Source organism: Bradyrhizobium sp. (genome assembly GCF_049581145.1).
GTDB lineage: Bacteria > Pseudomonadota > Alphaproteobacteria > Rhizobiales > Xanthobacteraceae > Bradyrhizobium.
Genome location: NZ_JBAURI010000866.1, coordinates 1 through 6,430 on the forward strand (window position 1 = coordinate 1; position 6,430 = coordinate 6,430).

The 6,430-nt window shown below is 63.1% G+C and carries 5 protein-coding genes; 4 read left to right on the forward strand and 1 reads right to left on the reverse strand.

The features are described 5' to 3' along the window. The first annotated feature begins 552 nt into the window (after positions 1 to 552). Complete coding sequence (locus WCB02_RS28310) at positions 553 to 1,986, forward strand: NAD-dependent succinate-semialdehyde dehydrogenase (protein WP_423963053.1); 1,434 nt, start codon at positions 553 to 555, stop codon at positions 1,984 to 1,986. Between the two features lie 200 nt (positions 1,987 to 2,186). After that, entirely contained in the window at positions 2,187 to 3,497 is a 1,311-nt protein-coding gene (locus tag WCB02_RS28315) for a PQQ-dependent sugar dehydrogenase (RefSeq protein ID WP_423963054.1), read from the forward strand. Positions 3,498 to 3,710: 213 nt separating this feature from the next. Here WCB02_RS28315 and WCB02_RS28320 read toward each other — a convergent pair whose 3' ends face one another. Next, a complete protein-coding gene (locus WCB02_RS28320; RefSeq protein ID WP_423963055.1) occupies positions 3,711 to 4,757 on the reverse strand; it encodes a transglycosylase SLT domain-containing protein in 1,047 nt (348 codons plus the stop codon). A 600-nt stretch (positions 4,758 to 5,357) separates the two neighbouring features. On the opposite strand from WCB02_RS28320, the gene WCB02_RS28325 reads away from it, so the two are divergent. After that, a complete protein-coding gene (locus tag WCB02_RS28325; RefSeq protein ID WP_423963056.1) occupies positions 5,358 to 5,576 on the forward strand; it encodes a hypothetical protein in 219 nt (72 codons plus the stop codon). After that, positions 5,573 to 6,295 carry a 4'-phosphopantetheinyl transferase family protein gene (locus tag WCB02_RS28330; RefSeq protein WP_423963057.1) on the forward strand — a complete coding sequence of 241 codons (723 nt, stop codon included), beginning with the start codon at positions 5,573 to 5,575 and terminating at the stop codon, positions 6,293 to 6,295. The genes WCB02_RS28325 and WCB02_RS28330 overlap by 4 nt, the downstream gene beginning before the upstream one ends. Positions 6,296 to 6,430: the final 135 nt, after the last annotated feature.

Genomic DNA, 6,430 nt, shown 5'->3' on the forward strand with positions numbered 1-6,430 from the left:
ACTGCCGCGTCCACCGCATCCTGCCCCGCGTCTCTGGACGATCCGGAACGCCCCTCTGTGGGACAGGATGGCGGCAATATGCAGGTGATTTGGGGTGGGCGTCAAGAACAATTTCTGAAAATCGGAAGCACTGTCCTGGATCATGCCCCAGGGCTTGAAAATGACGGGTTTCAAGGAATCGATCGTCTAGTTTGGTCGTGCGGATCAGAAGTCTCGTTGGCGCTGGAGATACTCGTAACACCGTGGCGGTGGCGGCGATCATCCGAGCGTAAGGTCGCGGGAATAAGGGCACAAGGTTCGTGGCCACACATGATCGGCCGACATTTGCGCATCGGAGGATAAGATCATAGCGTTCTGCGACAGTTCGCTGAACCGTCGCGTGGCGCGGACCACACATTCGCCGGCATGCATTGACTTCGCAGGGGCTGATCGCATTATATTCAATACACTATAACGCAAGGTGCTTCTACCACATCAGGACGTGGATCGAGCCGATCGAGTGGCTCGCACAACCGTCGCGCGCCCGCGCGTCAATCTCGGGGGATCCAAATCATGGCAAATTATCCCGACATCGAACTCTATATCGACGGCCGCTGGAAACGCGCAAGCGGCCAGCCCGTGATCAATCCCGCCGATGAAAGCGTCCTCGGCACGGTCCCCACGGCGACCGCCACCGATCTCGACGATGCGCTCGCGGCCGCCGAACGGGGATTTGCAACCTGGCGCAAGACGTCGCCCGCCAAGCGGTCACAGATCATCCTGAAAGCCGCCAACCTGATCCGCGAGCGCGTCGATGCCATGGCCGTCGCGATGACCCTCGAACAGGGCAAGCCGATCGACCAGGCCCGGCTGGAGATCTTGCGCGGCTGCGACATCATCGAATGGGACGCAACCGAAGGGCTGCGGCTCTATGGACGCGTCATCCCCAGCGAGCCGGGCATGCGCCACACGGTTTTGCGTCAGCCGATCGGTCCGGTGGCGGCGTTCTCGCCGTGGAATTTTCCGATGAGCTCGCCGGCGCGAAAGGTCGCAGGCGCCTTGTCTTCCGGCTGTTCCATCATTTTGAAGGCTTCGGAGGAAACGCCGGCCGGAGCCGTCCAGTTGGTGCGGGCCTTCCACGACGCCGGGCTGCCGACAGGGGTTCTCAACCTGGTGTTCGGCAATCCGGCCGAGATTTCCAGCCACCTGATTCCGCAATCATCCATCCGGCTCATCACCTTCACCGGCTCGATTCCGGTCGGCAAATCGCTGGCGGAGATGGCCGGCCGCCACATGAAGCCCGCGATCATGGAGCTTGGCGGCCACGCGCCGGTCATCGTCTGTGACGATGTCGATCCGTGCGCCACGGCCGCGACGTCCGTCACCGGCAAGTCGCGTAACGCCGGCCAGGTCTGCGTTTCGCCGACGCGGTTCTTCGTTCAGGAAGCGATTTATCAGCGTTTTGTCGACTCATTTGCCGAGAAGGCCGCGCAGCTCAAGGTCGGCGATGGCCTCGATCCGACGACCCAGATGGGGCCGCTGGCGAATCCGCGGCGGATCGATGCGATGGAAGCGCTCGTCGCGGATGCCAAATCGAAAGGTGCCCGTGTTCTTGCCGGCGGCAGCCGGATCGGCAATCGCGGCTATTTCTTTCCGCTGACCGTGCTTGCCGATGTGCCGGACGATGCGCGCGCCATGAACGAGGAGCCGTTCGGCCCGCTGGCGCTGGTCAATCCCGTGCGCGATCTGGACGAGGCGATCGAAAAGGCCAATTCGCTGCCTTATGGCCTCGCCGCCTATGCTTTTACGCGTTCGGCGCACAACGCCGCCCGTCTGGCCGACGATGTCGAGGCTGGCAATCTCTCGATCAACCACTTCGTCGCATCGGTGGCCGAAACGCCGTTCGGCGGCGTCAAGGACAGCGGGTACGGACGCGAGGGAGGGACCGAGGGGCTTTATTGCTATACGGTGGCCAAAAACGTCTCGCATAAGACGATGTTGCCGTAGCTGCCCCTTTCGGCCGTGCCACGCAGCAACGGTGCGACCCGACACAGATGCTGTGTTGCGACGATCAGGCCCGACTGAATCCCTCTCCTCGTCGCCGCGATGGGACACGTCGCTGATGCCGGCGAGTTCGCGCGTCGACGATATTGTGTTAATGCGCTTCGGCCTCGGATAATGTTGGCGCACTCAACAGGGGAATTTCAATGAGCTTGTCCGGAGTTTTTGCGCGAATCGTCGCGCTGATTGGCGCTGCCGCACTGCTGTGGCGCCGGTCGCAAGGCGCGGCGCATGAACCGGCCTGGGGCAGCGCGCCGGTGGTACCGGCGGCGAAGCCGCAAGGTGCGATCCCAACGCTCAAGATGCCGACGGCGAGAGGATGGACGAACGGGCAGACGCCCGTGGCGGCACCGGGGCTCAAGGTCAATGCGTTTGCGACCGGCCTGGAACATCCGCGCTGGATACATGTGTTGCCCAACGGCGACGTCCTCGTTGCCGAGGCGACCCAGGTCGAGGGACCAGCCAGGAATGTGTTCGGCTACGCGATGCAGGCGACGATGCGACGCGCCGATGCCCTCGGCGTCAGCGCGAACCGCATCACGCTGCTGCGCGACCGCGACGGTGACGGCATCGCCGAGGCGCGCGGGACCTTCATGGAGGGACTGAACCAGCCGTTCGGCATGGCGCTCGTGGGCGACACGTTCTATGTCGGCAACACCGACGGCGTCATGGCCTTCCCGTATGCGGCGGGCGCGGACCGCATCACGGCATCGGGGCGTAGGCTCACCACGTTCAAGCCCGGCGGCCACTGGACGCGGAGCCTGCTGCCCAGTCCCGATGGCCGAAAACTCTATGCCGGGGTCGGCTCGCTCAGCAATATCGCCGAGAGCGGCCTGGAGGTTGAGGACGGTCGCGCCGCCGTCTACGAGCTCGATCTGGATGGTGGCACGAGCCGCATCTTTGCCGGCGGCTTGCGCAACCCGGTCGGCCTGGCATGGGAGCCAACCACCGGCGTGCTCTGGACCGTGGTCAACGAGCGCGACGGCCTCGGCGACGAAACACCTCCCGACTATCTGACCTCGGTCCGCGACGGCGGCTTCTATGGCTGGCCCTATTGCTACTGGGGGCAGACGGTGGACGATCGCGTGCCGCAGGATCCTGCCGCCGTCGCAAAGGCCATCACGCCGGACTACGCGCTCGGCGGCCACACCGCATCGCTCGGTCTATGCTGGCTGCCGGCCGGCACGCTGCCGGGCTTTCCGGACGGCATGGCCATCGGGCAGCATGGCTCCTGGAACCGCAGCACGCTGAGCGGCTACAAGGTCGTGTTCGTGCCGTTCGCAAACGGGCGGCCCGCCGGGCCGCCGCGGGATATTCTGACCGGCTTCCTCGCGCCGGACGAGCGGTTTTCCTACGGGCGGCCGGTCGGGGTCACGCTCGGACCTGACGGCTCCGTTCTGGTGGCGGACGATGTTGGGGATGTAATCTGGCGCGTCACGGCCGACCGGCCGAGCTGAGGAACCCGCGATAGTTGCCGCGCTTCGGCTCCCGCACGGGTTGAGCATCTGCTCGATATCGCCGCCGACATTTTCCGCACGGATCCGCCCTCCGCAACGCTTGCGGCTGCCGCGGCGCTCCACATGTGCTCCGGCCGAATGAGCATCTTTTCCGCCAGCAGCTTCATCTGCCCGCAAGCGTCAGCCGCAATCGGAAGCAATCAAAATTACTGTTCAGCTGCGTCGCGCTCCGGCGAGCCGGCCTGCAGGTCGGTTGTTGTGCAGATGCCCGGTTAGCCCCTCATGCTCATTGCGCTTCACAAGACAGGCGCCGCCCGCACTCCGGATGCGGCTGCAAAGATCGTCGGCCCTGCGACGCGTGTCGGCGCCGATCCGGACTTGATAGAACGTACTGGTGCCGTGGCTGCGGAACAGCAAGGGATCATCCTGACTGCCGATGACGGCACTGAAGCCCTTGATCGCGCGCGCATACATCGCGAGCGCGTTATCGCGATTGAAGCCGGCGGCGACCTGAACGCCCCAGAGCTTGGCAGCGGCAAGCGCCACGCGATGTTCAAGCTGAGCGACAAAAGGATTTGGCGAGCGCTTGAGCAACGCGATCAACTCGCGGCAACTGGTCTTCGCTGCGCGGTCGGACATCTTGTCGTTCGTGCCGACCGCGACCCAGTCGTCGATGCTGACGCCAGTGATGGCGACGACGTAGTTGCGCGTCTCCTGCGGCATAAAGCCGGTTCCGGCGAGCCATTCCTGCACGCGGCGCGGTCCGGCATTATATGCGGCGGCGGCGAGCCCCAGATTGCCGAACCGGTTGCGCAGCACATTCAGGAATTCCGCCGATTTTGGCAGCGCCTGCACCGGATCGAAGGGATCGAGCAACCGCAACTCGCTCGCAGTCCCCGGCATGAATTGCGCGATGCCTTCGGCGCGCTGACCGTTGCGCGTTACGGGACCGACGGCATCGGACTGAAAGCGGCTCTCCTGCCAGATCACCCGCGCGAGAAATTCCAGCGGCAGATCATTCGCCTTCGCCGCCGATTCGACCATCAGGCACAGCGCCTCGCGGGTGTCGTTATCCCCAGCGGTGTCAGCGGGCTCCTGCGCACCAACCCTGGTTCGATCCCCTGGGATCGTGAGTTCCTGGTCGCTCGGCCTCGCGATATCGGTCTGAGCCGGCGCCACATCCTGCGCAAAAGCAGGCATGCCCGCCGATTGCAGCATCACGGACAGGAAACACGCTACAGCACGCAGAGCGGGGACCATTTGCACCGCCATATCTCGTCCTCACAGACCGGCACGCTGGACTGTGTAACGCCGCGTTCCCGACAAATGCAAACAACCGGAAGGCAGCCGGCAAGCGCGTGAACAGCGCGACAGCGGCAGCGCAGACCATGCCGGTTGACCTGCGTCACGCGACTGCTACCTGCCCATAGATTGGTGCCTCCCGATCCTGCGAACCGTGGAGGGACTTGAACATGAGGGCTGACGATGTTCGTCGACAGCGATGACCCGTTCTTTCCCAAGAGCGTGGCGCACTTGATCGACACGGCCTCGCCGTCCTCGTAGCTCAGGAACCATCGCGGTATCGCCACGGGCGCAAGGGGCTCATTGTCGGCGGAAACATCAATGAAAACAAGGTCCGGCGTTGGATCACGTTTCGGGCCGCTCGCGGGGTTTCAACGGTAACGATGGCGCGACCGAGCACCGGTTTTACGCCGGGTGGCGGTGGAAAGGCAGCTTGCCATTGGGTAAACTGTCAAAGTACCCACTTGCAGTTGGGGTGAGTAGACCGTTTAATTCTCTCCTATTACATTTTACATTGTGTTTTGGTCCAAGCTTGGAGACGCCCGAACGGCGCTTGTCATGACCCACGACACTGCAATTTTCGATGCCATGCGCTTCGATATGACGTCTGGCGAGAACGTATGGACTGGCCAGATGGGCACGCGCCAAGCCATTCTCCGGGACGGCTACCGGGTTGATACGGTGTCTTTGTGCTACTGTCCTCACGAGTGGATCGATGATCGCGGTTACGTCGATCCTGAATTGGTGCGCAAGCACCCTCTTCTGATCGCGATTTGAACGACAAACGCTTCGCCGCAGCGTCCACTTTCGAGCGGCCGTACCAGCGAGGCAACCAGTTGCCGAGGTCACAATTGCAGGTCTGGGCGGTCGATCTGGATTGCGCCAGCGGGGATCTAAGTCTTGTTTCTACGAGTGAGCGCACGCGTGCCGGTCGCCTTCGCCTGCTACATCAGCGCCGACGGTGGTTAACGGCACATCATGCTGTTCGACGCATCCTTGCCCTCGAATTGGGGGCCGATCCTGCAGGCCTCGAATTTGATACGACCGCGGCCGGCAAGCCCTTTCTTGCCCGACCCGCCGCAAGCCTGGAATTCAATCTGTCCCATTCCGGCCGCCACTGCCTGATCGCGGTCGCTGACCGGCCTGTGGGCGTCGATATCGAGACCTGGCGAGCAATCAGTGACCTCTCAGGGGTGGCACTTCGCGTCACCACGGCTCGGGAAGCCGAACTACTGGAACGACGACCGGCCAGAGAAATCCATTCCAGCTTCCTTGGTCTGTGGACTCGAAAGGAAGCGTTGCTCAAGGCATTGGGCCAAGGATTCCTGATCGATCCCCGTCAAATAGAGGTTGGTTTTGGACCAGCGCCCAGCTACGTCAACGTCGGAGCGCGCACTTGGACGGTAGAAACCCTGGCTGTCGGCCCGGGGATGACAGCAGCTGTGGCAATCGAGGGTGACGGCGGCACGGCACCCATGGTGAGGTCGTTTGAATGAGACCGATTCGATGTGACCGACCGTTGATCGCGCGACGTCGGGCAAATTCTTGTGGTGCCGCCAACATTTGCAATTTCGCGAAACGCGGCCCAGGGCTCGCTGGGCAATGACCGGGACGAGGCTTCGCGTATTCCC

Excerpts from the sequence above, each read along its gene's own strand:
- WCB02_RS28310 (WP_423963053.1), top strand. The coding sequence starts at position 553 with ATGGCAAATTATCCCGACATCGAACTCTATATCGACGGCCGCTGGAAA.
- WCB02_RS28315 (WP_423963054.1), top strand. The coding sequence starts at position 2,187 with ATGAGCTTGTCCGGAGTTTTTGCGCGAATCGTCGCGCTGATTGGCGCT.
- WCB02_RS28320 (WP_423963055.1), bottom strand. The coding sequence starts at position 4,757 with ATGGTCCCCGCTCTGCGTGCTGTAGCGTGTTTCCTGTCCGTGATGCTG.
- WCB02_RS28325 (WP_423963056.1), top strand. The coding sequence starts at position 5,358 with ATGACCCACGACACTGCAATTTTCGATGCCATGCGCTTCGATATGACG.